The sequence below is a fragment of the Legionella adelaidensis genome, from assembly GCF_900637865.1.
In the GTDB taxonomy this organism is placed as follows: Bacteria; Pseudomonadota; Gammaproteobacteria; order Legionellales; family Legionellaceae; genus Legionella_A; species Legionella_A adelaidensis.
In genome coordinates this window covers 156,889-183,218 of sequence record NZ_LR134418.1, presented here as the reverse complement: position 1 = coordinate 183,218, position 26,330 = coordinate 156,889, and the positions used below count along the sequence as shown (strand labels likewise).

Sequence of the window (26,330 nt, the reverse complement as noted above, 5' to 3'; positions counted from 1 at the left end):
TGACAATCCCACAGGCCTGCGGCCAATATACATATTAAAATTGTCTTGCGAAGCCATAGGGTTACTGGTAAAATTGCACAAATTTTTTACATATATTTGTTTTATGATTCAGACTTTGTTGGTTAAAACGCAGCCATCCACTTTCGAACAAACACTTCTTGAACTCGGCGAGCGCATTCGCATCAAAAATCCGGTGAACTTGTATATAGAGGAAAATTTAACTGAAGAGCAATTACTCAGTATAGAGAAATGGATTAATACCTTACCAGAAGATGCTATTAATCGCATTGATATACCAGTTACATATCACCTTATCAGTTCGCTAAACTTTTTACCCCTCCTGACAGCCTTAAAAAACAAGTCCACACGTGTTTTAAAGCTTTTATTTGATAGGGTCGAACTACAAAGCGCTACTGAGGAGAAATTGCTAGATTTTGTATCTTTCGTTAATTTTCCTATTCTCATTGAGGACAAAGAAACAAGACAACGAATTGGGTTGGAAAGATTTCAGCGTGCAATTACTCAAGTAATTCAATGTGCCGCCAAACCACAAAAAGGAGAAACTGGAGAAGGTCACGAAAATGATTCTTTAGAGGAGATCCCCGATTTTGGTGGTGAACCGATTCGTTTGAAATCATTAATTAAATCTCAGGGCGCTATAGAAGAAAATACTTTTAATCAGTTTGTTCAAATTGAACTCCAGCATACGGAAGTTGTGGAGGAAACGATTGAGGAAACGGTAACCACAGAGGTGGTAACTGAAAATACTATCGCTTATTATACCGGCGATCTTATTAATTACTCCCAGTTTAATACGCCTGCCTACCATCGAATGGCAGAATCTTTCTTTAAACCTGAAGTCGTTAAAGAGTCTTTTAAACAAGTAGAATATGAATGTTTTGCGAATTTACCGCAAGCGATTAAATTCTTAACGCCCGAAGCAGCAAAGAAAATGGCTGTTTTATTACCACAGTTTTTAAGCTTGAACAAAGAAAACCTTCCCGCAGGTTTTTTATTAAAGAAAACGTTAAAAGAAGAGTTTGTATTAGATTACGATGAAACGGCAATTGACGATGATCGCACCGCTAATTTATTTACGCCTAGTGAATATATCCCCTTGGATGAGAGGCGACCTTACTATTTTATCGATTTTGATCCCCCACATTTACGCACACTAATTTCCAACGAAAAGATTTATGAAAGCTTGGAGAAAGTTCATTTTGTTCCTCTCATGAATTTATGGGTACGCTATGGGGATAAGGGGATTAGAGAATTCTTTTTAAAATTAAACCATTTGGAACAAGCCCACCCAGGATTCTCCGCATTTTTATATGAGCACTATTTTGCGCACTTTGATCATTTAGAAAATTTCTGCAATGAAACTTTTTTTGATGAAATGGTCCGTTTAGAAAATTTTACCCCTTTGCAAATCAATTGCTTAAAACGATTTTTGCAAAACACAGGAACATCCCAACATGAATTAAGTAAAACCCTGGATGGTTTTGAGTATTTCTGGAGAAATTTTTCTCTTTTATGCAAAGACAACTTGGCTTTGATGCAGTTGCTGGATACCAATTGGGTTGTTCCCTGTGGCGGGCAGCCTTTAGTTTACATGGAAAGATTGCTTGCTATTTTAAACAATGCCCGTAACTTGCAAGATCAGTTGTCATGCTTGCAGGGGATTTCATTATCTCAATACGGTGCTTATTATGCTTCTAAATATGAAGGTTTTACTGGCGTACATCCCAGTATGGTGCTTGATTATGACCCTCAAAAAATAAATGCGATCCCGTTTAATTCCGCATTTCAATTATATCGAATCGAGCTTGCTACTTTGTTTGAGATAGTTGATAGAGGTGCAGAAGCTATTAAGGAGGATTATTGTCTTTTAAAGAATTTGTTTTTAATTGATACTTCTTGTTCTCTATTAAGTCAGGATGGATTTAAAGAGTTACAAGCCCAAGGTAAAGTGGTACCTCTTACTTTGTATATGTCAACTTATGTAGAGGTGCTGCCGCCTACATATGGTTGTTTTTATCATTATGGAGGAGGATATGGTGCCGCCACTTTACGATCAAAAAATGTTCCTCTTTCTGCTCCAATATTTTATAAGCTAGTCTTTAGATTTTTAGGCACCCAGCTGGCGGGAGTATCTATTGGAGAGTTTTTCAGAAATTTTCAAGAAATTAGACAGGAGTGGACGAAAATAAGGGAGCGCGAAAACGAAACTAGTTTTTTATGGACGAGGGAAGAAGTTAGTTTTTCTATCCATATGAACCTTGTCAAAGCACTCCTATTGCTTACGTCTGAGCGTGTAACCGGTAGTGTAGAATATTTTACGGGTCGATATAACGACACCACAGATATTCGTACTCAACCGACACTACGAGCACTTATTGGATTGGCAGATACAGTTGACATCAGTGCTATTATTGTGCAGCTCCACCTGCTCAGAGAATTATTTAACCGCAACATTCGGTTTAATGATCTGGAGGCAATTTGCTACCTGACTATGCAAAATATTTGGCTTAAGCATATTCTGGAAAAGGAAAAATTTGGAGGCTATGAAGCGTCCGTAACCTTGTGGCCTGCAGTTAAAGAAGAGTATTCGCAGCGCCTACATAAACTCATCCTGTCTAATAAATATCCCACATATAAATTTATCCAATTAATTGGTAAGCAAAAAGCCAAAAAAGCGGCTCTCTATGCCATCAATACCCATGATTTTTTTCAAGAAAGCCCAGCGATTGCGACCACTTTTGCAGACAGTTTAATTCTCTTTTCGGCGCTATTAAGAAATTTTAATTTTAATATAACTAGCGATAATTTTTTTACGCTCTTGCAATCCAGTTCTGAAGATATTCCTTCATCCCCTCCAAAAATCCCCTTATACGAGCTTTGCGGAGAAATAAACGGTGTGAATTTTAATTTGGATTATTGGAGATGGGTAACTCGTGAGGAAATTCCGCAACTAAAGAGAATTCGTGATTATCTACAAGAGGCAACCACGGGCTTAAATGCTACCAATTCCCTTTATTATGCTTACCAATTACTTATAGATGCGGAACAATTTTTATCTTATTCGCAAGTTATTGCAATTTTTGATGCAGTGAGCCGACTGCCTCTTGTAGAAGCGCTTATTAATATTGCTGAAATTCATAAAATTTTTAATGATCACGGCGTGCAGGTAAGAATTAAAATGCCTGAGGTTTTGCAATATGATAATGAAGAAGTAAAACAATGTTTGCTAAGCTTAATTACCGGTTTGGAAATTGTTAAAACGCGTGGCTTGCAAATAGGGGCTGATTTTCTACAGATGGGAATGACCTTGGCGCATAATTTTTTACTAGGTGCCCCCTTAAGCCCGGAAGCCAATATTCCTGAGGAGTTAATCGCAGAACTCGAGCAAGTTTTTGCGCGATTATCCCCCTTGTCTGGTAAATCTGTATCCGAGTTACAAGTAGTTTTTCAAGAACAATTAAGTACTTGTAATTTTGCTATCGCTTTTCTTACCTCGCAATGTATCAAACCTATATTATGGAAACTTAAAAGCCATTTAATTGCAGGTAGTTTTGAAAGACACTTGCGAGCAGATGAAGATAAAGAATTAATAAATAAATTTACTGAAATAACATTAAATTTAAGTGACATTCGGGACGAAAGCAATTTTGAAAAAATTAACCAGGCAATTAATAAGGCAGAGTCTATTGCTATTGTTTGTGGTGCTATAGCTCGTCATCCTTGCATTCTTGAGCAGCAGGAAGCTTTTCTAAAAATACTTTCCAATGTTCAAATAGAGAAAATAGATTCTGAATTACTTCTTCAATTATTTAATTTGTTAACCAAAATGCCGCAGCGGGATTATATTCCGTTACTTAAAGAAATGTTGGACTCCTCATTAATTTATAATAAAGAAGCCTTTATTTTTTTGCTGGGGCTGATTACTAAACTTCATGACGAACATTTCTCAACACAAGGTATAGTTAATTTTTGCAGACGCTGCAAATTGTCATCTTTTACAGATTTTGAAAGCTTTGAAGAGTTTATGCGACAACTTATCGAGGCGCATAGCTATGATACGGAAGATCCTCTCCTGCTTTTTCTTCTGGCGGACGAAAATTTTACAGTGGAGCAAGTACAATTACTTAGTACGTATACTTACCAAATACGTGAAAACCGTGAAAAAATTACCGACTTAGTGCGATTTATAGGTAAACAAAACCTAACAGATACTTTTTTACAACAACTTGCAGGACTCGAGGCGCCTCAAAGAGCTAGTATAATTACGGTAATTTCCAAGGCTTATGCTATGCGTAGGCCGCAAGATCCTACCATTGATATACTGCGTGTGGTAAAACATTTACAAAGACTTTCATGCAATCAACTGAATGAGATACTGAAGCTTTATTCAACCAGTGTTACCAGCATCGCTTGTTTAGCCAATGCACTAAGTTCTTATGACCCACAAGCCCCCTTCGCAGACTTCCTGCAAGCCATGGAAATCGCTCCATTTGGTATGCGTTGTGAAAAGGAGGAATTCAATTGTGATGAAGTAGAGCGGGTAGTTAATGAATCGAGTGATTTATTAAATAAAACCTCCTATCCGTATAGCTACCGCAAACAGCTAATGGAGATTTTTTTATTAGTGAATGAAATGGGATACAAGCTTCCAGTTTTCAAAGGTAAGACTATAAATTATCTCACTAATTTAGAAATTAAATCGTTATTTTTAGAACTGAAAAATAATACGCATTTGTCTACCATGGCAAAAAGAATTAACGCATTGGCCTTAATGCGCGAAGCCATGTATAGGGCTACCGGACAATTTCCTTATTCTACCCAACTAATTGTTCTAATTGACAGCATGCTACATGAAGGAAATGTAGTTTCTAACGTGGATACAGGGCAAGGGAAAAGTTTAATAGATGTAATGAAAGCCGCTTTTTTATGGTTAGAAAGTGATAGAGTAGATGTTACTACTTCCTCAATTGCAGATGCCAAGCGTGATATTGCTAATTACTCTGCATTTTTGGAACTCCTGGGAGTACCATTTAGCAAAAAACCTGTAACCCCTACCAGCCAGTTAAGCGAATTTTGTACTAATGGGATTAATTTTAGTACCTTTGCCCAACTGTCGTTGTTTTTTTCTCGCGCAATAGCCAGTGACCATTCTCTTGATACTCCAAGAAATCGTATTTCATTGGTGGCTAATGAGTCGGATAAATCTTTTTTAGATGAACTAACTATTTATCGCTTTGCTTCTACCGAGGGAGCAAAAATTAGTAAAAAACATGCCTGGATATATACTGCGATAATGGAATATGTGCAGTTACCCGGCTTTACTCGCTGTGATACAAGCGCTAATACCGATATTCGCCGATTGAGACGTTTTTTAAGTAACAAAGCGCGGTTATTAGGAAAATCAGGGACCATACTTGCGCAATTGGATAATGAGCGATTATTAAACTGGATTGAGTCGGCGGTACTTGTTCAATACAAGTTAAGAGAAAATTTTGATTATGTAGTAATGCCATTACCAGACAATACAGAACTGCATGCTGCTAAAGTTTTAATGCGCGATACGCGTGTGAGCCCTGACTCAGTTTTCGGGAATGGTATGCACCAGCTATTACATGCAAAATTAAATGCTGAGAAACGTGTACCCTCAAAAACAGGAGAGGATTCATTTCTTATTGAGCCTGAAAATAGAACGATTATTTCTTCCAGTAACTTTAATTTACTAATGTATTACCTCAGTAGAAATGGTTTTGTCTGGTGCTCTTCGGGAACGGTAGGTTCAGAAGCAGAAATAGAGGAGCAACATGGAAAATATGGTTTTCCATTTTCAAAAATTGAACCGCATCAAGCAAAACAAGTCACTGAAAACAATGTAGTTATTTTATCTAATGAAGAAGAGCAGCTTACGTGTTTAGCTTCGGAGCTAAAGAGTAGAAGAATAAACCAATCGCAAGAACCCCTACTTATTTTTTGCCAAGACATTGAAAAAGCAAAAAAAATATTTGGTTATTTGTCTCAATGTGAAGATGCTTCTCCTATGCAATTATTCACCGGCATAGAGGATGAAGTGACCGCAATTGCACAAGCGGCTGTTCCTGGAATGGTAACTGTAACAACTGCTGCAATAGGACGTAATACAGATATTGCCTACAATAAAAGAATAGGTATGGATATTTGGCATACGTGTATAGAATCTACCCGAATCGACCGCCAAAAATCGGGCCGGACAGGTAGACAAGGTTCAAAAGGGACTATTTCCTATTTTTTAAACGAAGAAAATCAAAAAGTGCATTCGCAAGAAGAAATTAATCAATTGCGAAGGAAATTGGATCATGCGGCAAAAATCGAAAGGGAATTTAATGAAGAATTTTATGCTATTTTGGGTAATTTGTTATCCCAAGTAGAGAAAATTCCTTCTTCATTTTTCTCGGTTATAAGTAAACAGGAATTTATTAAGAAAAAATGGGCTACTTTTAGTAACACCCTAGAGCAATTTTATCGAGAATTACGATTAAAAAACATGTATGTAAGAGAACAGTTTAATCAACATGCTACAAAAACTGTCGTTGAAATGCTTAAAGAGGCTGCACCTGATTTTGACGGAACTCAAATTAAAGAATATGTAGAAACCATACATCCATCTAGAGAAAGCTATCACCCTTATACTAAAAGGGTGCGTATAAAAGATTGTATGCCACCCGTGAAAATAGCTTATGAACTTTTCGACCATAATACGGATAATTCCACTACGATTGATGATGCGAAAAAACAAACTATTATGCAGGCGCTCAATGCGTTATTTTTAGACCAAGAGCAATCTGATTTTCTGCAAAAAAATACTGTCTTTTTTAATCACTTAATTGCTTCGGAGGTCGGACAGGCGCAACTGCGTGCGATTTATGAAGAGTTTTTACAAACTTTCTTGCAAACGCATGCTTGCAGTACCTTTGTTAATCGCTGGCTAGGTGTTGCGACCCCTTTATCTCGCATAGCTAATAATCAGTATTACTTATGTTTATTCCAAGCGTTTTCTACAGTTAATAAAGCACCTTCTGTAAAGGAAAGAGGATTACAAGAGACTGTGCTTTTCCTTATTGAAGAATATTTACAAAATAGTTGGTTTATTAGCTCAGCCAAGCGCCAGGCGGCTATTGAGTTGCAAAAAAGTATTCGCTCCGCTACTGAAATGCAATCAATTATTGCAGTGTTACAACAAGGACAGCTAACTATTGCAGAACAAGATATACAAACCAATACTTCTCTTTGGCGTCTGTTTAAACCTGTCAATTTATCTGGAAGCAGTCGTTTGCAAAACACTATTAGCACTGCTTTAAATTTAGCCTGTTCTTTAGGAGTGCAAACGCACGAGGATCAATTAATAACTGATTTGACAAAACATCTAGGCACATCAATGAAAGATGATGCAACATCATTTTTATCGCCATCTGCTGATGCGCTCAAGAATCTTTCTTTATATACAAATAAAAAGGTAATTGGTTCTTGTATGGAGCACGCCATTCAAAGAAGAAACGAAAGCCGGTACGCAAAAAAGTATTCAATTTTTGCAGATGGAGAGCATCGAGGGGAACCTACTAAAGTTATGGGGTTAGAAGCTCCAGGTGCTTAGTACGTTGGTGCCAAGACCTCAAGTATCGTTATCTTTTTTCCTTCTTTCTTATGAACAAAATGCCGTCAAAAGGAGCCTTATTAGCGTAAGCGTCATCAAGGAATTTTGAGGATGGAGTGAAAACCTACGTTATTTCGCAGATCGAATGTTGGGCCTTTGGCGCCAACCTACATAAAATAATTACTTAACAAGCATGAATGTGAATATTCGGATTATTCTCATCAACTGGGAAGAAAGGGGGGTATTCACCTAGTTCATGAGCTCTTTGTAATAATTTCTTAATATCCGATTCTACGAAATCATAAAGCTCTTGATAGCTGTGGATAACGAAATAAACACGTTGCAGCATATCAATTCGGTATGGCATACGGAATGCGACTATAGGATCAAAAAGGGCGCGTAAAGGAATTTCACTTTCTACGCTATAAACGGTTTCGCTAATGGAAGAAAGAATACCGCCTCCGTAAGCACGAAGTCCTTCTTTAGTGCTTATTAATCCAAATTCTACAGTAAACCAGAAAAGTCTTTGTAATAACGCCCAATCGCTTTCGGGGAAGGTTAAAACTTTGCAGGCATAATTATGAATAAATTCTGCATAGACCGGATTGGTTAACATCGGGCAATGACCGAAAAGTTCATGAAAAATGTCGGGTTCCTTGACATAGTCTAGTTCTTCTTCCGCCCGTATAAATGTTGCCGCCGGAAATTTACGCTCGGAAAGTAATTTGAAAAAACTTCGCGCGGAAATAAGAGCCGCAACAGGTTCAACCTGCCAGCCAGTCGCTTTCTTAAGATGGTGGCTAACTTCCGGCAACTGCGGGATCGTATGTGCGTTTAAATTAAGAATTTCTAGCCCTTTTAAAAATTCATTACAGGCACGGCCTGGCAATAATTGTTGTTGTCGCTCGAATAAAATTTGCCAGACTCGGTGTTCCTCAGGACTATAAGTAATCATTCCTTGCGAATCAGGTTGATGAGAAACATAACGGCTTACAAATTCCATAAATCACTCTTTAAAGATGCTATGTATAAAAATTAGCAGATATGTGCACTACTGGAAAGTGGGAATATGAATTTATGTAGGTGGGTGCTAACAGCTTGCACTTTTTTAATGCCTGTCATTCCCGCGATAGATACGCGGGAATGACAAAGTAAGTAAGTAAATAAAAAGTGATGATACCCCAGGTCGTTGGCGCCATTCTACATTTTACTCACTTAGCAATTGTCATCTTCCTGTACTCTTGTTAATATCGTTGCACTTTCGTCTTCATGGGATGTCGCTAAGGAGCAACATTTTGATTAAAGTGTTAATTGTTGATGACCATGCCTTGGTGCGAATGGGTATTCGACGATTATTAGAAGATCTTCCTGATATGGAAGTAGTTGCTGAAGCGGAAAGTGGGGAAGTCGCGCTTGCTTTAGTAAAAACACACCAGCCTGATGTGGTTTTATTAGACATGAAAATGCCTGGTATTGATGGTTGGGAAGTTACCAGACGTCTCAAAAAATCAAACCCCAATGTTAGAGTCATCGCAGTAACTGCTATGAGTACCGAGCCTTTACCGAGCAGAGTCTTGCAATTAGGCGCTATGGGTTATTTAACCAAAGAATCCGGCGTTGAAGAAATGGCTTCGGCCATTCGCAAGGTCATACGAGGCGAAAAATATTTAAGCGCAGAAATTGCTCAAAAAATGGCAATTAGCAGTTTACAGGCCTCACAAGAATCTCCTTTTGATTTATTATCTGAACGCGAAATGCAAGTCATGCTGATGATAACCAGCGGTATGGAAGTACAAGATATTGCAGATAGGCTATTCTTAAGTAGTAAAACGATTAATGGATATCGTTATCGTATGTTTGAGAAGTTAGGTATAAAAAATGATGTAGAACTCACTTATATGGCAATGAAGCATGGAGTTATTGAACGTCCAAATGATGCTTTACAAGAAAGTGAGTCATAATATGTGTAATGAACAATTTAAAACAAACCAAAGAGTTAAATCAATTTCTAACTAATTTAACCACTGAAGCCGGTATTTACCGAATGATTGATGCGAGTGGTGTAGTTCTTTATGTCGGTAAAGCTTCCAATTTAAAAAAAAGGGTGAGCAGTTACTTTACCAAGCAGAATACCGGTTCCAAAACCCGCTCACTAATCAATCAAATCGCCTCTATTCAAATAAGCGTGACTCGCAGTGAAACAGAGGCATTATTATTAGAAAGCAGTTTAATTAAATCCCTGAAGCCTAAATATAACGTATTGCTTCGTGATGATAAGTCCTATCCTTATATTCATGTAAGCGAAGGGCCATTTCCGCGCATGGAAGCATTGCGTTTTAAAAAGAAGCCGAAAAAAGGGCTTTTCTTTGGCCCTTATCCCAGTGTATTTGCAGTCCGAGAAACCTTAAGCGTTATTCAGAAAGTTTTTAAAATTCGGGGGTGCGCAGAAACCTATTTTAGTACCCGTTCTCGTCCTTGTTTACAATATCAAATAAAGCGGTGTAGTGCCCCGTGTACGCAATTAATAACAGAAACCTCTTATCGACAGTCGTTGAAGGATGCTATTCGTTTTTTAGAAGGTAAAAGCCAAGACATATTGGATGAGTTGGGTGTGCGTATGGATGCAGCAGTAGCAGCTTTGCAATTTGAAGAGGCGGCAAGATTACGCGATCAGATTAAATCTTTGCGCTTGGTTCAGGAACAGCAGAGCGTGGTGCAATTAAGGGGAGATGCAGATGTTATCGCTATTGAAGTAAAACCTGGGTTTGCTTGTGTGCAGTGTGTAACGATTCGGGAAGGACAAATTTTAGTAAGCCAGAAATTTTTCCCTTCCGTCCCAGAAAAAAATTTTGAAGAAGATGAAAACGCGTATGATTTATGGCAACAAGTGTTCTCTGCGTTTATTTCTCATTTTTATATAGACACACCTGAAAGAATTCCCGCTCTTATTATTACCAATCATAAAGTTATCGATTGCCATGCGCTTGAAAAAATGCTCAGTAATTTGCGTGGAAAGACTTGTAAAATTCAAACCAATCCACGGGGGGTAAAAGCTCGCTGGTTTGATTTTGCGCAAAATAATTTACAGCTCGCAATTAATGAACACCGCGCGTCCACAAAACTTTTACACGTCCGTTTTGAAGCTCTATCACAATTATTAGGAATGGAACGAATTAACCGAATGGAGTGCTTTGATATTAGCCATACCCAAGGGGCGGAAACCGTTGCATCTTGTGTGGTTTTTGATGAAAAAGGGCCATGTAAAAGTCAATACCGGTGTTTTAATATCAAGGGAATAAAAGCGAATGATGATTATGCTGCTACTGAGCAAGTACTAATCAGACGGTTTAAAAGATTAAAAGAAATGCAAAATTTACCCAATTTAGTAATTATTGATGGTGGGAAAGGCCAGGTAGGCGTGGCAAAAAGAGTTTTTAACCAACTAGAGATAAATAATATTAAGCTATTAGGTATTGCTAAAGGCCCTACCCGAAAAGCAGGGTGGGAACAGTTAATTTTAGCGGACGAAGAAAAAGAATTGGTTTTACCTCCTGACAATCCGGCGCTACATTTGTTACAACACATACGGGATGAAGCGCATCGATTTGCAATTACTTTTCATCGCAAAAAAAGACAAAAGGTTGGAATAGAGTCTTCTTTGGAGAGTATAGAGGGCGTTGGAGGAAAACGAAGGCAAGCATTATTGCGCCGTTTTGGGGGGATCAGGGAACTTTCACGTGCATCTATTGATGAGATTGCCAAAGTCCCGGGAATTAGCGAAAGCTTAGCCTCACGCATTTATGAGCATTTTCATGCGAATTAATAGGTAGGTTGGCGCCGATAGGCCTAAGATCCTCACTTCTTTAATGTTGTCATTTCCTCCTACGCGGGAATGACAAAAAATCTTCGGCGCCAATCACGGTTTTAAGAAGATGAAGATTCTTGTTTCTAAATATTTTTTTCTAAGTTAAAGTGTTTTTATGCAAAAGAAATAAATTAATCTATGATTACATTAAACTTTTGCTAAAAGTAGCCGAAAACAAGAATAACAAAGAACTGAGTAGAAAAATGAAAAGAAAAATTATAGCAGCAGCGGCACTTTGTTTTATCTCTTTTGTAGTAAAAGCAGAAGACAAACCTATTTATTATGGCCCCGCGCTTTGCGCGTATCCCGAGTACGAATGTATAACCATTCGTGGGGGAGAAACCTGGGAAAAGCTTTTTCCTAATGAAGAGCAGCGCGACATAGTGCAAAGGATTAACCGAAGTTATAATTATCTTTGGGCGGGTAAGAAAATTGCCGTGCCAAAGGATTTAGATCATATCACTGTATTTGATGTTTCACCGTTTCCTTTAAAAATTCACGAGGATGAAAAAGAAAAACAGATTGTTGTGGATCAGGACAAGCTAGCTTGGGCAGCTTATGATAATGAAGGTAATTTAGTGAAATGGGGGCCTATTTCTTCTGGAAGTGATAGATGCTCTGATAACAGCAGCCCAACTTGCCGCTCACTAACGGGTATCTACCGTGTCTTTAGTAAAGAGGGTCCAAAATGTAAGTCCAATATATTCCCAATTGGTAAAGGCGGGGCCAAAATGCCCTGGTGTATGTTTTTTCACAAAGGGATAGCTTTACATGGTTCAGATGATATCCCGGGCTACCGCGCTAGCCATGGATGTATCCGTATGTTTACAGAAGATGCCAAATGGTTAAATTTGAATTTCGTAGAATCATCCAATGCTAGCAATAACAATCTAGGCACCAAAGTGATTGTAAGGCCGCTTCAAGATACCGAGAAAAAACCATGAAAAATAAATTAAAATTTCTGACAGTCGGAGCAGTCGCCATTTCTTTATTGAATGTTGCTTTTGCAGCGAAAGAAACCGAAGATTTTAAAAATCCTTTTGGCTGCCGGGATGCCGGGTATCATTTTGATTTAAAAATTTTAGAATTATTACCGGAAGCTGCTGGGGAACGCCAGTCTCTGTATTTTATTTTAAATAAACAAAACCTCCCGGTTAGCCTTTATCAAATGCGTAAAGAAGAAAGCTCACGCAATTTGTTTTTAAATAGTACCTTAAACCCTATGCAATGGTCTGTTTTATCTACAGCTGAAAAATCCATGAAGTATATATGCACGGTTCCCGATGCCAAATTACCTTATGGTCGGATTGTAGATTGCGGTGAAAGCTTGCAAATTTGCGAGTACGTGAATGTAGTGTATGGTTTGAATAACCGAGGCGCATATTGGATAGTAAAAAATACTAGTAGAAGCGCTGCCGTTTCTGGGGTCGTCCATTACGGAATCATTCCTAAATAATTTTTTTTTAAGTTGTGCTTAGAGGGAGAGTCAAATGAAATCGCTTGTGCCATGGGTTTGTATAGTTGCTACTAGTGCTATTCAAGGAGCATTTGCAAGTGATGGCATTGAGGCTTATAGGAAAGGCGAATATAAAATCGCTGCAGAACAGCTGCCTGCTCTATCCGGGAAAGATGCAGAAGCCGATTTCTATTTAGGAAAAATGCGATTATATGGCTATGGTCAGTTAAAAAATAACACTTTGGCGATTCGCCATTTTAAACAGGCGGGTGAAAAAGGGTATTTAAAAGCCCAGCAAATTATGGGGCGCTATAGTTTACTTGTAGAAAATAATCCCGAACAAGCATTTTATTGGTTTAAAAAAGCAGCGGATGCGAATGATGTTGATGCGCAAATGTATTGTGCAGCAGCTTCTTTGTTTGGCTATGGGGTGAAGAAAAACACGGATGCGGCTAAACGCTACTACACTGCTGCCGCAAAAAATGGAAATAGTATCGCGCAATACACATTAGCTGATGATTTTCTTAATTCAAAACATGCTCAAAATAAAAAATTGGGACTGTTATGGTTAAATAAAGCAATAGGCCAAGGCAATTTAGCTGCACAAGTCAAATTAGCTGAAATATATGCTACAGGAAATGCAGTTCCCAAAGATCTTAACAAAGCCAAAGAACTGTTGGACGTACCCTTAGCCCAAGGCTCGGTATTGGCACAGATAAAAATGGGGGAAATCGCGGAAGCGGAAAAAAATCTGCCTTTAGCAAAAACATGGTATTTAAAGGCAGCAGAAAAAGATTATATTCCTGCTCAAATAGCATTGTCCAATCTTTATTATCAAACCAATTCTCCCGTGTTTGATCCGCGCGAAGGCTATCTATGGCTATTAAAAGCCGCCCAGCAAGGGTCTACCGATGCACAGTTAGCTTTAGCAAACATGTATAAAGAAGGACGCTTTGTCGCTAAAAATGAAGAGTTGGTACAAGAATGGCAAGAGGAAGCGAAAGAAAGTACTAAAGAAAATAGTCAACAGGCACAAAAAAATGCGGCCGAGTGGCTAACTAATGGCAAGGAAAAAACCTTAGCAAAAAGCGGTTATAAGTTGGAAGGTATTTTTTCGGATTGGCGAAATCCCGATGCGCTTAAAGAGAATATTTACAACCAACCCCCGCAAATGCAAGAAGTGTCACGCGAAGAATTGTATCAGCCTCAATTTACTATGATTTCGCCCAATGAAATACCTATTAATGAATATTATAACGCGCTGAGTGCGAGCTTGGGTGAAATTAAAAACTCCTATGCCTATCCTTCTTACCCTATTAACTTAAATTACACCAGTTTTACTTCAGAAGAGGGTTTAAGCCCCTATATAGCAAAAGAAAATGCAGAATTCTCTTTTTCTTTTGATACGCCTTTTGATGCATTAACCCTATTAACACCGCAAAGACACGTTAAGAAAGCAAGGAATACTACGGCCATCAAGCAATTATATGACCTGGCGATATTAGGGGATCCTGGCGCGCAATTTACCATGGGACAACGTTATCAAGGTGGAGTAGGCGTTAATAAAGATATTGAAAAAGCTATTCAATTTTATCAATTGGCAGCAGCGCAGAAAGATACCCGATCTATGTATGCATTAGGAATGTTATATCTTGAAGGGAAAGAAGTTCCAAGAAATTATGAAGCTGCTTTAATGTGGTTAAATGATGCGGCTTTTAAAGGAAATCCCTATGCCCAATTTATTCTTGCTGAACTTTATGAAAAAGGGATGAAAGATGAAAATGGCAAAGAAGTAATAAAACAAGATCTACCGCAAGCCACTTCACTATATTTTCTCTCTGCAACTAATAATTATGGTCCTGCCCAGTATCATCTTGCAGAATTATTGACCCGTGAACAAAATAAAAATCAAACGTTGGCGGAAAAAGAACAGAATCAAAAATTAACTAAAAAACTATATGAGTCGGCTGTAGCTCAAGGAGTGCCGGAGGCAAAACTACCTCTCGCTTTCTTTAATGCGATGGATAAAGATGCTACGAAACAGCTACAAGCTTTCTCCGTTGCCCAAAAAGAAGCTGAAACAGGAAATACACAGGCCGCATTATTGTTAGGATTGATGTATGACCGGGGGTTATCTATACCACAAAACCAAATGGATGCATTGGTGTGGTATGAAAAAGCTGCTCAAAATCCAGTGAGTGCTTTTATTTTAGGTACTTACTATAGTGACGGTAAACTTGTAAACAAAGACACTAATCGTGGTAGAACGCTACTACAACAAGCTTCTGATGCAGGTTTCTCCTATGCGAATTTTAATCTGGCTATTTTAAAACATAACACCGGAGAAGCTTTTCTGCCGGAACTTGATGCTGCACTTGCATTAGGGAATAGCAAAGCGGGTTTGTTGCTCGCAGACTACTATTTGTCTACTGCCAGTGACGAACAAAAAATGAAACAGGCGCGCGAAATTTTTAAGCTCTTTGCTGAAAAAGGCGATAAAGAAGGGCAATTGAAATATGCTTATATGCTGGAAAATGGATTAGGCGGCACCGCAGATATAGCCAATGCGCAGATGTGGTATACCCAATCCGCAGATTTAGGGCAGCCAATTGCGTCATTCTTTTTAGGAAGAATGTATCAATTAGGAAAAATAGATAAACAACCTAATTATGAATTAGCCAAGAAGTGGTACAACTTGGCTAAAAATTCCTTTGCGCCTGCCGCAATTGCTTTAGGGTTTATTAATGAAACGGTTGATGATGATTACACGCAAGCATTTGATAGTTATCAGTATGCTGTTAATCAGACAAATCCCATAGGCGCTTTAAACTTGGGCCTTATTTATGAAAACGGAAAGGGGAGGGCGGTTGATTACACGCAAGCAAAAGATCTGTACGAGCAGGCTGTCGTTCAGAATCAACCACAAGCGATGGCACAGCTGGCAGGTCTTTTAGTAAATGGTTCCTTAGGTATACGAGAGGAGCAAAAAGGGTATGAATTATATAGAAAAGCAGCCGAAATGGGGGATAGTGACGCTTTGTATCATTTAGGACTATTGAATGAAACCGGCGTGGGCACTCCATTGAACTTGAGTGAAGCGACTAATTTTTACCAAAAAGCAGCGGAAAAAGGTAATGGTAAAGCTATTTTAGCGCTTGCCCGTATGTATCAGTATGGTCTGGGTGTGGAGAAAAATATTAAAAAAGCTGAAGAACTTTACAAAACAGCGGCTAATTTAAATATTCCCTATGCGCAATATCAATTAGCCACCTTATATTATGAAGGCGCAAATGGTGCGCCAATGCCTGAGCAAGGCAAGCGGCTATTACAACAAGCCCAGGAAAATGGTAGCGCGCAAGCGAAGAATATTTTGCAGTTAATTAACGCACAAACTGAAGTGAAAACGAGTTATATAGAACCGCTTCCTACCAAAACTATCTCTACAATTGCTCAATTGCCAGCAGACTTACTCTATTTGGATGCAATAAGCGAGTGGAATAGTGGAGATGAAGCTTCTTCGCGTAAGATTCTTGATAAAATAATCATGGAATTTCCACACTACACCCCTGCAAAACGGGCTTATGAACAATTAAATCAACCGTCTAAAATTTTAGGAAGTAAACAATATACACAACTGAATGCTTAAGGGTTTTTATGTCTAAAAGGAATGGCGGACAACTGTTGGTACAGTGTTTAGAAGAGCAAGGTGTTGAATATATTTTTGGAATTCCCGGAGCTAAAATTGACATAGTATTTGATGCTTTGCTTGATTCCACAATTAAATTAATCCTTTGTCGACATGAGCAAAACGCAGCTTTCATGGCTGCAGCATATGGCCGTATAACGGGTAAGCCAGGGGTCGTACTGGTAACCTCGGGTCCGGGAGTAGGTAATCTTGTAACAGGATTACTTACCGCAACTACAGAAGGAGATCCAGTGGTTGCTATTGGTGGAAATGTTCCTTTAGCCATGAGCTTAAAACAATCGCATCAAGTAACTAATAATGTAAAATTAATGGAAGCTGTTACGAAGAGTAGCGTTGAAATCCGTGCGGTTGATTCAATTCCCGAGGTGATTGAGAACGCTTTTCGCACGGCATTACGCCCAACGTGTGGTGCAAGTTTTATTAGTCTTCCGCAAGATATTTCTATGGCCATTACCAACGTGAAGCCTATTCCTCGATTACTCCAACCGTATTATGGCGAAGCGCCTGTTAAAGCAATAGAAAAAGCTGCGGAAATAATTAATCAAGCGAAACAACCCGTCATTCTTTTAGGCTTGGAAGCCAGTAGAGCAGAAAATACGAAAGCTATTCGCCAATTAATAAAAAGAATTTTTATTCCAGTTGCCGGTACTTTTCAAGCCGCAGGAGTACTTCCCAGAGACGATATTGAATTGTTTATCGGAAGGGTTGGGCTTTTCAAAAATCAGCCCGGAGATCAAATTTTAGATTTGGCTGATGTGATTTTAACAATTGGTTTTAACCCCGTCGAATACGATCCGGAAATTTGGAATGCTAAAGATAATAAAGTCATTATTCATCTTGATTATCACTCTTGTAATATCCATAGTACTTACCACCCCCAAATCGAACTATTAGGGGATATAGCCACCAATATTTCTCAATTAGGTGAGTTACTTAAGCCCCGTCAACTTGAGCAACAGAATAAAAATATTCTTAAAGTAAGGGAGAATTTAAAAAATAAAATTGACTCTGGCCAACGTTTTAATGGGGCACCTATCCATCCTTTGCGTTTTATTTATGAATTGAAACAAGCAATTGATGAAGAAACCACCATCTGTTGTGATATTGGAAGCGTTTACATGTGGATGGCGCGTTATTTCTACTCTCATAGGCCGCATCAATTGTTATTTAGTAATGGACAACAAACATTAGGGGTCGCTCTTCCTTGGGCTATTGCTTGTAATTTCGCTCGTCCAAAGACAAAGATAGTGTCTATTTCGGGAGACGGTGGTTTTTTATTTAGTGCTATGGAATTAGAAACAGCGGTGAGAGAAAAAGCTCAATTTGTTCATTTTATTTGGCGAGATGGCACTTACAATATGGTTTTAGAGCAAGAGGTCATGAAATATAAAAGAAAAAGCGGCGTGGATTTTGGTACTATTAATATACCTGCATTTGCAGAAGCTTTTGGAGCTATAGGCTGGGAAATGAAAGATCCTGGTCAATTTCAAGCGATGTATAAAGAGGCAATGCAAACTAAAAAACCCGTTCTAATTGATGTTCCAATTGACTATAGCGACAACAAAGAACTCTTTAAAACAATTGATCCGCATGCAGGGCATTAAGAGATTTGAATGGATAGTATTAGTCTTTAACAGTCACTTTCGCGCAGTGGGAACGCACACTCAGACATTTTAGAGGTTTATTTCTCCCATCAAAAGCTTGGAGAGGTAAATTTAAATCAATTAAGAAAAAACTCAATTGTTAATTTATATAGTGGACGGGTAACATATTTTAGTTAAAATGTGTTACCCATGTGTTCGGACATGTGTAACCTATCTGTCCGGGCTAAACAGCCTACGCGGGAATAACAAAAAATAAAATGAAAGAATATTGATAGGATTGAATAATAAGTGACGATACTTTAGGCCGAAGGCCCTACTTTCCATATTTAACTTATTTTCTTCTCCACTTTCGTAACCGAGCTCAAAATACCCAGATCCAAATCCATTTTGTCAAAATCATCTGATTTAAAAGCTTCCATTTCGAAACGGCGCAAAGGAATAATAGAAACCTCTCCCTCCTCCATTTCTAGTTCAAAAACATGCCCTCCCGTTTCTTTTTTATCATCTAAATAATGAAAGTGAAACTGGGGTATGCAAAGACCTTGACTGTATTTCGGGCAATAAAAGCCCACGAGGGTGCCCTTTGAATTTTTTAAATTAAAAAAAGTTTGTAATGTAGGCAAGGTTTCCGCCAAAGGTCGGTAAGTTTTCGTTTGGCATTTCTCGCTGCGAAATTGAATGGAGGTAAAATTACCGTCTATACGGATTGCGTAGAAGATATTTGGAGTGGCCATATGATCTTTTTCAAGCACATTTTCCAGTTTCTCAAAACTATTTATATTTTTTAAAGTGAAAGTTTTATTTGAAACGAAAGGGGTTACCAGAGCAAAAGGAGTGCACATTTGAGCGGGTAAAATCTCTGCTTTTCCTTCGGCATTTATTCGATAACAAACGCCATCTAAAATGACGAGCTCCCCATCTACGGCATTCACAGTTCCCAGACCAAAATTTCCTTTTTTGGTAAGTTCCTCCATACTAAAGGTGCTGTCAAAAACCCCCTGCAAAAAACCAATAACTGTCCCTACCTGAAATAAGCTTGTCATTTTCGTTATCTCGTTAATAGCATATCTTTAAATATACCCAAAATCCCTGGGAATGCTAGAAAGTTCACGTAACCTTGATTTTTACAAAATCATCTCTATATCTATTTATACTAGTTCATTATTATTTACTAGAAAACAGGATAATTAGTATTCATAAAGGAGAGTAAAATGGCAGACATGATGAAACGTGACCAACAATGGCCAAGAGATTATTTCGGTTCTTTATTGAATCAATTTCTAAGACCTTATAATGATGAGTCTACTGTGGAAACCAATTTATGGAGTCCGGCAGTGGATATTAAAGAAGAAAAAGATCATTATATTGTGAAAGCAGATATTCCTGGTGTTGAGAAAGAGAATATCCATGTTTCTTTAGAAAACAATGTTCTTTGTATAAAAGGTGAACGAAAACAAGAAACGAAAGAAGAAAGAGAAGGGTACTCACGAATTGAGCGAGTACAAGGACAGTTTTATCGCCGCTTCGCACTTCCTGATACTACTGATGAAACAAAGATAAAAGCAAAATATAAAAAAGGCGTATTGGAAATAGTTATTCCTAAACGTGAAAATGCAAGAAGTAAGAATATTGAAGTACGTATTGAGGAATAAAAAAACCGAACCGGATTAAACCGGTTCGGGTGTCTTCGGACTTAGAGCTACGGAAACGCTGGATTAAGCAGCCAATGCTTTTACACGTGAGCTTAGGCGGCTTTTAATACGAGCAGCTTTATTTTTATGAATTAAACCTTTGCTAGCTGCTTTATCAATAATGGGCTGCGCTTTGGCAAAAGCAGCTTGTGCGGCTTCTTTATCTCCGGCTTCTACAGCTTTAAGCACATTTTTAATAAAGGTCCGATACATTGAACGCGCAGAAGCATTATGTTGACGCAATTTTTCATTTTGGCGTGCGCGCTTAATTGCTGACTTAATATTTGCCACTTACAGAATCTCCACTGATACAATTTAATCAAAAGAGGATAATATTGCCTAATTTATTATTTTTTGTCAAGTTAGATCCTGCTCTGTATTGTTAATGCAAATCAATTTGCTGAACACATCTGTTATTGTCGGTTAAGCTATCCAGGATTTTGCCTTTCTCTGGGTAGTTTACGTGTTTTTTATGGCGATAAATACATAATCAGGCTATTATTACCCATTTTCACCCTGCGCATTAAAATGTCTGCTCCTGAAATGATAGTGCCTAAACGTCAAAGTCTATTGCGTTCCACCTCATTAGTTTCCTTAATGACCTTTATCTCTCGTTTACTCGGATTCGCAAGAGATATGATTATTGCGCGTATTTTTGGAGCAGATGCGGCAATGGATGCCTTTCTTGTAGCATTCAAAATTCCTAATTTTATGCGTCGATTGTTTGCTGAAGGGGCTTTTTCACAAGCTTTTGTTCCAGTACTTGCCGAGTATCAAAAAATGCGATCGGTAAGTGAGGTACGAGAATTCTTAGCGAGAGTAGCGGGAAGTTTAAGCGCTGTTTTAACTCTTATTACTCTTATAGGTATTGTAGCTGCACCTCTTGTGGTTTATTTATTTGCTCCGGGATTTGGTTCAGGTACTACCCGCTCTATTTTAGCAACCGAAATGTTGCGCCTTACTTTCCCTTATTTAATGTTAATTTCTTTAACTGCCATGGCAGGAGCTATTTTAAATACTTATGGGTATTTTGGGGTTCCGGCATTCACCCCTGTTATGTTAAATGTTTGTATGATTGTGGCTGCTCTTTATTTTAGTCCTTATTTTTCTGAACCTATTGTAGCGCTTGCCTGGGGAGTATTGGCGGCCGGGATTGTGCAGTTATTATTTCAAATTCCTTTCTTATATCATCGGCAATTATTGGTAAAGCCTAGCCTGGTGTTTAATGATCCAGGCGTAAAACGCGTATTGAAATTAATGGTGCCTGCTTTATTTGGTGTTTCTATTGCACAAATTAATTTGCTCATAGATACGGTTTTTGCTTCTTTTCTTCAAGTGGGCAGTGTTTCTTGGTTATTTTGGACAGATCGCTTAACTGACTTTCCTTTAGGGGTATTTGGAGTTGCTATTGCAACCGTTATTCTCCCTCATTTGTCACGTAAACATGCGGAGCAAAATATTGAACCTTTCTCCCGTGCTCTCGATTGGGGGTTGCGATCTTTGCTTTTAATTGGCGTTCCTTCCGCGATGGGACTAGCCGTTTTTGCCATGCCGCTTGTTGCTAGTTGCTTTGCCTATGGCGAATTTAATGCCAGCGATGTTTTACAAACGCAAAAAAGCCTTATTACTCTAGGACTGGGTGTTCCCGCTTTTATGATGGTTAAAGTCTTGGCTTCCGGTTTTTACGCGCGTCAAAATATTAAAACTCCGGTGAAGGTCGGGGCTTTGGCAATGATATTTAATACGCTGCTTTGTGCGCTCTTTATCGTACCCTTAGCCCATGCGGGGTTAACTTTAGCTTCTACCCTTGCGGGTTATATTAATTGTGGAATTCTTTTTTACCTATTGATTCGCCGTAAAATTTATCAACCGACCAAGGGTTGGGGACGTTTCCTTTTGCGGCTGTTTATTGCTAACACCTTTATGAGTATTTATTTATTTTTTGTTTCTGGAAGTGTGGAATATTGGATGTCTTTTCATCTGGCATCACGTATTGGTCTGCTTTTAGCACATGTACTGGCCGCTTTGGTCATTTATTTGCTATCATTAGCACTTTTAGGTATGCGTCCCTCTCAGTTTCGTGGGCAAATGAAGGAGTGAAAGTAAATGCAAGCAAGTCTTTTCTACAGCACCAATTATGAGAATTCTATTCCTTTAATTTTATTAAAAAAAGATCAATGGAAAAATGATACTTCACTGTCTTCTTTTGAACTAAAGTTTCTGAATGCCCAACAATTTACAGGAAAACTTGGAGAAGTTGCTTTATTGCATTCCCAGGAGGGGGGTATTGAAAAAGCATTCGTGGGTTCAATGGAAGGTCAAGATAATCTGGCTGTGGCTCATGCGCTAAATCGTCTTCCCAAAGGTACTTACTCTACAGCGCAACTTTCAAAATCAGCCTTATTAGCATGGTCATTGGCTCAATACCGTTTTGACAAATATAAAAATATCGAAATAAAACCGCGTTTGTTAGCGGTTACTCCAGAAAAACTGGAAGACGTTTTAAAGGAAGCCGATGCTATTTTTCTTATCCGCGATTTAATTAATACTCCCGCGAGTGATTTAGGACCAAAAGAATTGGGAGAAGTGGTTGCCCATTTAGCAAAAAAATTCAATGCAGAGTTTGAGGAGTGGGTAGGAGAAGATTTATTAAAAAATAATTTTCCGGCTATTCATGCAGTGGGCCGTGCAGCCAGTGCCGCCCCTCGCTTACTTTCGCTGACTTGGGGTGATAGAACCCATCCAAAGATTACATTAGTAGGGAAGGGGGTATGTTTTGATTCTGGCGGATTAGATATCAAGCAACCAGCAGGCATGCGTCTTATGAAAAAAGACATGGGCGGGGCTGCACAAGTCATTGGTTTGGCCGCTATTTTAATGGCTAAAAAGTTACCTATTCATTTGCAGGTGTTAATCCCTGCAGTGGAAAATGCCATTAGCAATGATTCTTATCGACCTGGTGATATTTTAACCATGCGCAATGGTTTGCGGGTAGAAATTGAAAATACTGACGCTGAAGGAAGATTGGTGCTGGCCGATGCTCTGGTAAAAGCCTGTGAAGAGAACCCTGAGTTAATTATTGATTTTGCTACTTTAACCACCTCAGCAAGGGTTTCCGTAGGGACAGAAATTTCAGCCATGTTTTCTAATGATGATAAATTGGCACAAGATGTGACTCTGGCTGGAAATGAAGCAGGCGACCCGGTTTGGCGTATGCCTTTATATAAACCCTACGAAAGTTTGTTAGATTCTTCTATTGCAGATTTAACCAATTCCAGTACTTCCCCTTATGCAGGAGCTATTTTAGCCGGATTGTTTTTACAACGTTTCGTTAAAGAAGGTATTCCATGGGTGCACTTTGATATTATGGCATGGAATCTAGTTAACAAACCTGGAAAGCCTGAAGGGGGTGAAGCGATGGCAGTATTAGCGATGACTAATTATTTATCACATCGTTACGGATAAAGCTTAAGTATCTTTGAACTAAGGAATAGGCGCATTTTGCTACTTTGTAAAGTTATTGTTCAAGATTAAGTTGGGTTTTACAAACACGTATAAAGCCATCCTGGAGCTCTCAGACGCCATCCTTGGCGTCAGAGGGTTTGTAAAAAACCTGCTCAATCTTGAACAATACTGCGAGTTCTGTGGAAAAATGCGCCTATTCTCAGTATCTACGATTTATAAGACGTGTGTATGTAGATTATATTGTTTGGAACGATATTCTCGATAATGCTGTCGACTTACTTCCTTTGCGTCTTCCGTTCCATTTACAATTTCTATAATTCGTTTAAAACGTCCAGTAAAGCTGGGAATAGATTTTGATAAATTGAGCAATATGTCATTGTAGCCTCTTGGTTCACTACTAAAACCAATTTGCACCGCAGGGGGTGGTTCTGGACCTTCTCCTTGCAAATTATGAGGAATAAAGCTGTCTTCCTTAAAAGTCCACAATAACTCATCGATTTTATGGGCGTCTGTTTGTGAATCACAAAAGATAAAAACACGATGCCCGCGAAGGTATGCTTTTTCCACCAAGCGACAAGCAGTTAGCCAAACTGTGTTTACATCATTAGTGGGTAGGAGATAAAAATCAACACGAATTGGTGTCATGGACTACAAAAAATGCCAGAAAGAAAGGTAAAAGTTTACACACCTTTTTCTTTCAATGCTATATAATAGATTCTTTTTCAAAACGAGATTAGTAAAAAACGATCGTGATCATTTTCCGCTATTTAGCCAAAGAAGTGTTCGTCACGTTAGCTGCCTTAACCACGATATTGTTGCTCATATTTATGAGTAATCAATTCGTACGCTATTTAAATCGTGCGGCGAGTGGGCAAATTCCTGCTATGTTCATTATGAAATTAATGGCGCTAGAATTACCCAACTTAATTGGGCTACTGCTTCCCTTAGGCTTTTATGTGGCATTATTAGTCGCATATGGGCGTTTGTATGCTGAAAGTGAAATGACTGTTTTGCAAGCTTGTGGTTATAGTCCTGGCAAATTATTAAGACATAGTTTTTACTTAGCAAGCTTTGTAGCTTTGGTTGTAACTGTCCTGATGATTTGGGTAAGTCCTTATATCGCTATTGAACGGGCAAAACTCTTAAAGACCACTGGTATCAAAACGCTTATTCAAACCATTGTCCCGGAACGCTTTAATGAGATTCCTGGGGGACAAGTTTATTATGTAGAATCCATGAATCGTGCTCATACTGTGGCTAAAAACATTTTCCTTGCCAAGATTGAAGAGAAAGAGGGAAAGGCACAATGGAATATTATTCGCGCTGAAAAGGGCTATGCCCATACTGATGCAGGTACCCGGGAGGATTATGTCAATTTCCAAAAGGGCAAAGCTTATCAAGGCGTGCCAGGAGCTTCTGATTTTCAAGTGGCTGAATTTGAAAATTATAAGGCGCGATTGCCACATCCGGTAATGGGTGGAAAAAATGATATTCGCACAGCATCAACTGCGTCCTTGCTTCCACTCAATAACCCCGATCATAAAAAAGCAGCGGAATTACAATGGCGGCTTGCCGTTCCTATTATGATCTTTACTCTTACATTAGTAGGTGTACCACTGAGTCGTGTTAATCCTCGCTCGGGTAAGTTTGCCAAAATATTACCTGCGATTGTTCTTTATATTATTTATGCGAATTTTATTTTTGTTGCCAAAGATTGGATTATCGATGGAAAAATGCCCACCTGGATTGGCATGTGGGGTCTGCATCTGGCAGTGGCGATTTTGGGGATAGGCCTTATCAAACGTAATCAAGTGAAGCCTGCATGAAAAATCGAATTCTTGATCGCTACATAGCGAAAACTATTCTTGCCTCGATTGGCTTGGTTACTTTAATGCTTTCTGGTTTACAAATTTTTATTTTGTTTGTAAACCAGCTGGATGATTTAGGAAAGGCCAATTATGGATTTGTGCAAGCCGCTTTTTTTGTTTTGTTACAAATGCCCTACCAAGTCTATCTGTTTTTTCCTATGGCAAGTTTATTAGGGAGCTTGATTGGATTAGGAATAATGGCTAATCACCGCGAGTTAGTGGTTATGCGAGCTGCAGGAATGTCAATTGGTCAAGTAACCGTGGCAGTATTGAAAGCAGCTTTGATTGTAATTCTTATTGTAACGGCCCTCAGTGAAACGATTGTTCCGCGTTTAGCGCAATTAGGAACCGATCAACGTTTACAAGCTTTAAGTAGTGGTCAAGCGTTTCGTACCTCCAAAGGCATATGGCTACGTTATGAAAATAATTTTATTGCGGTAGGTTCTCTACAACCTAACAATACATTACAAAATGTAAATCAATTCCATTTTGATGAGAAACATAACCTTCAATTTGCCCGTTTGATTAATCAGGTGCGTTTAGTTAATAACAACTGGATAGCAAGTGATGTAGCTGAAACGCGACTCTATGATGATCATACAGAGACCAAGCAAATTAAAAAGATGGTTTGGGAAGTTCCTTTGAAACCCGGTCTCTTAAATATGAGTGGGAAAGAGTCGGAGGAGATGACTCTTTCTGAATTGCGCCATTTTCTTCATGATCAGAAGATGGACCACCATGCTTTATTTAGTTTTAAACTATCTTTTTGGCAACGTATTATACAACCGTTTACTACAGTGGTAATGATGATCTTGGCCATTCCTTTTATATTTGGGCCTTTACGATCTTCTACTATGGGTTCAAAGTTATTGGCAGGTGCAACGGTAGGGTTTGGTTTCCATATTATTAATCGCTTCTTTGGCCCTATCGGTCAAGTTTTCCAATGGCCTGCAGAAGTTGCGGCTTTTGCCCCTACGTTTTTATTTGCACTCTTGGGATTATATTTAATTAAGAGAGTAAGATAGTATTT

16 protein-coding genes are annotated in these 26,330 nt (G+C 38.6%); 12 read left to right on the top strand and 4 right to left on the bottom strand.

The window, feature by feature from the left end; all coding sequences use genetic code 11:
- Window positions 1-103 precede the first annotated feature (103 nt).
- Window positions 104-7,645 carry a hypothetical protein gene (locus EL206_RS01960; RefSeq protein WP_058461170.1) on the top strand — a complete coding sequence of 2,514 codons (7,542 nt, stop codon included), beginning with the start codon at window positions 104-106 and terminating at the stop codon, window positions 7,643-7,645.
- A gap of 184 nt (window positions 7,646-7,829) precedes the next feature.
- Here the strand turns inward: EL206_RS01960 and phhA are convergent, their stop codons facing one another.
- On the bottom strand, window positions 7,830-8,648 hold the full coding sequence (phhA, locus tag EL206_RS01955) for a phenylalanine 4-monooxygenase (RefSeq protein ID WP_058461171.1): 819 nt from the start codon (window positions 8,646-8,648) through the stop codon (window positions 7,830-7,832).
- A 292-nt stretch (window positions 8,649-8,940) separates the two neighbouring features.
- Between phhA and letA the strand changes: the two genes are divergently transcribed.
- The 6 genes from letA (at window position 8,941) to alsS (ending at window position 18,276) form a co-directional block, all read left to right on the top strand.
- Entirely contained in the window at window positions 8,941-9,606 is a 666-nt protein-coding gene (gene letA / locus EL206_RS01950) for a two-component system response regulator LetA (RefSeq protein ID WP_058461172.1), read from the top strand.
- A gap of 8 nt (window positions 9,607-9,614) precedes the next feature.
- Window positions 9,615-11,468, top strand: a complete 1,854-nt coding sequence (gene uvrC, locus EL206_RS01945; protein ID WP_058461173.1) for an excinuclease ABC subunit UvrC — start codon at window positions 9,615-9,617, stop codon at window positions 11,466-11,468.
- A 245-nt stretch (window positions 11,469-11,713) separates the two neighbouring features.
- Entirely contained in the window at window positions 11,714-12,454 is a 741-nt protein-coding gene (locus EL206_RS01940; protein ID WP_058462325.1) for a L,D-transpeptidase, read from the top strand.
- Window positions 12,451-12,966, top strand: a complete 516-nt coding sequence (locus tag EL206_RS01935; protein WP_058461174.1) for a hypothetical protein — start codon at window positions 12,451-12,453, stop codon at window positions 12,964-12,966. The genes EL206_RS01940 and EL206_RS01935 overlap by 4 nt, the downstream gene beginning before the upstream one ends.
- A 34-nt stretch (window positions 12,967-13,000) precedes the next feature.
- Window positions 13,001-16,612 carry a tetratricopeptide repeat protein gene (locus EL206_RS01930; protein WP_058461175.1) on the top strand — a complete coding sequence of 1,204 codons (3,612 nt, stop codon included), beginning with the start codon at window positions 13,001-13,003 and terminating at the stop codon, window positions 16,610-16,612.
- A gap of 8 nt (window positions 16,613-16,620) precedes the next feature.
- Entirely contained in the window at window positions 16,621-18,276 is a 1,656-nt protein-coding gene (gene alsS, locus EL206_RS01925) for an acetolactate synthase AlsS (RefSeq protein WP_058461176.1), read from the top strand.
- A 326-nt stretch (window positions 18,277-18,602) separates the two neighbouring features.
- Here the strand turns inward: alsS and budA are convergent, their stop codons facing one another.
- The gene (gene budA, locus EL206_RS01920) at window positions 18,603-19,319 is read right to left on the bottom strand and encodes an acetolactate decarboxylase (protein WP_058461177.1); all 717 of its coding nucleotides are present in this window, start codon (window positions 19,317-19,319) and stop codon (window positions 18,603-18,605) included.
- A 168-nt stretch (window positions 19,320-19,487) separates the two neighbouring features.
- On the opposite strand from budA, the gene EL206_RS01915 reads away from it, so the two are divergent.
- Window positions 19,488-19,928: an Hsp20/alpha crystallin family protein gene (locus EL206_RS01915; RefSeq protein WP_232048502.1), complete on the top strand. Its 441-nt coding sequence runs from the start codon at window positions 19,488-19,490 to the stop codon at window positions 19,926-19,928.
- Between the two features lie 63 nt (window positions 19,929-19,991).
- On the opposite strand, the gene rpsT is transcribed toward EL206_RS01915, so the two are convergent.
- Window positions 19,992-20,258: a 30S ribosomal protein S20 gene (gene rpsT, locus EL206_RS01910; protein WP_058461178.1), complete on the bottom strand. Its 267-nt coding sequence runs from the start codon at window positions 20,256-20,258 to the stop codon at window positions 19,992-19,994.
- 237 nt (window positions 20,259-20,495) lie between these two features.
- Between rpsT and murJ the strand changes: the two genes are divergently transcribed.
- Both murJ and EL206_RS01900 read left to right on the top strand, forming a co-directional pair.
- Window positions 20,496-22,067 carry a murein biosynthesis integral membrane protein MurJ gene (gene murJ / locus EL206_RS01905; RefSeq protein WP_058461179.1) on the top strand — a complete coding sequence of 524 codons (1,572 nt, stop codon included), beginning with the start codon at window positions 20,496-20,498 and terminating at the stop codon, window positions 22,065-22,067.
- A gap of 6 nt (window positions 22,068-22,073) precedes the next feature.
- The gene (locus EL206_RS01900; RefSeq protein WP_058461180.1) at window positions 22,074-23,432 is read left to right on the top strand and encodes a leucyl aminopeptidase family protein; all 1,359 of its coding nucleotides are present in this window, start codon (window positions 22,074-22,076) and stop codon (window positions 23,430-23,432) included.
- Between the two features lie 213 nt (window positions 23,433-23,645).
- Here EL206_RS01900 and EL206_RS01895 read toward each other — a convergent pair whose 3' ends face one another.
- Window positions 23,646-24,077 carry a DNA polymerase III subunit chi gene (locus tag EL206_RS01895; RefSeq protein WP_058461181.1) on the bottom strand — a complete coding sequence of 144 codons (432 nt, stop codon included), beginning with the start codon at window positions 24,075-24,077 and terminating at the stop codon, window positions 23,646-23,648.
- A 104-nt stretch (window positions 24,078-24,181) separates the two neighbouring features.
- On the opposite strand from EL206_RS01895, the gene lptF reads away from it, so the two are divergent.
- Both lptF and lptG read left to right on the top strand, forming a co-directional pair.
- Window positions 24,182-25,258, top strand: coding sequence for an LPS export ABC transporter permease LptF (gene lptF, locus EL206_RS01890; RefSeq protein WP_058461182.1), 1,077 nt, complete (start codon window positions 24,182-24,184; stop codon window positions 25,256-25,258).
- Window positions 25,255-26,325 carry an LPS export ABC transporter permease LptG gene (gene lptG / locus EL206_RS01885; RefSeq protein ID WP_058461183.1) on the top strand — a complete coding sequence of 357 codons (1,071 nt, stop codon included), beginning with the start codon at window positions 25,255-25,257 and terminating at the stop codon, window positions 26,323-26,325. Before lptF ends, lptG begins: the two co-directional genes overlap by 4 nt.
- Window positions 26,326-26,330: the final 5 nt, after the last annotated feature.

Excerpts from the sequence above, each read along its gene's own strand:
- EL206_RS01960 (WP_058461170.1), top strand. The coding sequence starts at position 104 with ATGATTCAGACTTTGTTGGTTAAAACGCAGCCATCCACTTTCGAACAA.
- phhA (WP_058461171.1), bottom strand. The coding sequence starts at position 8,648 with ATGGAATTTGTAAGCCGTTATGTTTCTCATCAACCTGATTCGCAAGGA.
- uvrC (WP_058461173.1), top strand. The coding sequence starts at position 9,615 with ATGAACAATTTAAAACAAACCAAAGAGTTAAATCAATTTCTAACTAAT.
- EL206_RS01940 (WP_058462325.1), top strand. The coding sequence starts at position 11,714 with ATGAAAAGAAAAATTATAGCAGCAGCGGCACTTTGTTTTATCTCTTTT.
- EL206_RS01935 (WP_058461174.1), top strand. The coding sequence starts at position 12,451 with ATGAAAAATAAATTAAAATTTCTGACAGTCGGAGCAGTCGCCATTTCT.
- EL206_RS01930 (WP_058461175.1), top strand. The coding sequence starts at position 13,001 with ATGAAATCGCTTGTGCCATGGGTTTGTATAGTTGCTACTAGTGCTATT.
- alsS (WP_058461176.1), top strand. The coding sequence starts at position 16,621 with ATGTCTAAAAGGAATGGCGGACAACTGTTGGTACAGTGTTTAGAAGAG.
- budA (WP_058461177.1), bottom strand. The coding sequence starts at position 19,319 with ATGACAAGCTTATTTCAGGTAGGGACAGTTATTGGTTTTTTGCAGGGG.
- EL206_RS01915 (WP_232048502.1), top strand. The coding sequence starts at position 19,488 with ATGGCAGACATGATGAAACGTGACCAACAATGGCCAAGAGATTATTTC.
- murJ (WP_058461179.1), top strand. The coding sequence starts at position 20,496 with ATGTCTGCTCCTGAAATGATAGTGCCTAAACGTCAAAGTCTATTGCGT.
- EL206_RS01900 (WP_058461180.1), top strand. The coding sequence starts at position 22,074 with ATGCAAGCAAGTCTTTTCTACAGCACCAATTATGAGAATTCTATTCCT.
- EL206_RS01895 (WP_058461181.1), bottom strand. The coding sequence starts at position 24,077 with ATGACACCAATTCGTGTTGATTTTTATCTCCTACCCACTAATGATGTA.
- lptG (WP_058461183.1), top strand. The coding sequence starts at position 25,255 with ATGAAAAATCGAATTCTTGATCGCTACATAGCGAAAACTATTCTTGCC.